Source organism: Corynebacterium sp. MSK071 (genome assembly GCF_030232125.1).
GTDB lineage: Bacteria > Actinomycetota > Actinomycetes > Mycobacteriales > Mycobacteriaceae > Corynebacterium > Corynebacterium kefirresidentii.
This window is the reverse complement of record NZ_JASPJA010000059.1, coordinates 1-336: the sequence shown is the minus strand read 5'-3', so window position 1 is coordinate 336 and position 336 is coordinate 1. Positions and strand designations below refer to the sequence as shown.

The window sequence follows — 336 nt, the reverse complement described above, 5'->3', positions numbered from 1 at the left end:
TGGGTCGTCAACCAACCCATACTCAACGCCACCAACCAACTACACGCGCTCTTCTTCGGCCCAGATGACTACACCACAGGCCGAAACACCATCGAAGCGCTCACACCAGCCCTACACAGCTGGCTCAACAACTAAAACCACAAAACAAGGGGGAAAATAATCATGCCACTGTACGGACTCGACGTGTCTGAACACAACAACGGACTCAACCTACACACCGCACAACAAGAAGGCTACGACTTCGCCATCATCCGCATCTTGAAGTGTCCCGGGTTTTGTTCCTAGGCATTTGCCTTGATTTCCATTATTTCTTGGGCCGGGTTGGTTTCCCAAAAC

General features: G+C 51.2%; 1 protein-coding gene. It reads left to right on the top strand.

Annotation, left to right across the window (positions count from 1 at the left end; all coding sequences use genetic code 11):
• Positions 1 to 162: 162 nt before the first annotated feature.
• Positions 163 to 285 carry a hypothetical protein gene (locus QP990_RS12190; protein ID WP_284799431.1) on the top strand — a complete coding sequence of 41 codons (123 nt, stop codon included), beginning with the start codon at positions 163 to 165 and terminating at the stop codon, positions 283 to 285.
• Positions 286 to 336: the final 51 nt, after the last annotated feature.

Coding starts and splice junctions, on each gene's coding strand:
- QP990_RS12190 (WP_284799431.1), top strand. CDS start 163: ATGCCACTGTACGGACTCGACGTGTCTGAACACAACAACGGACTCAAC.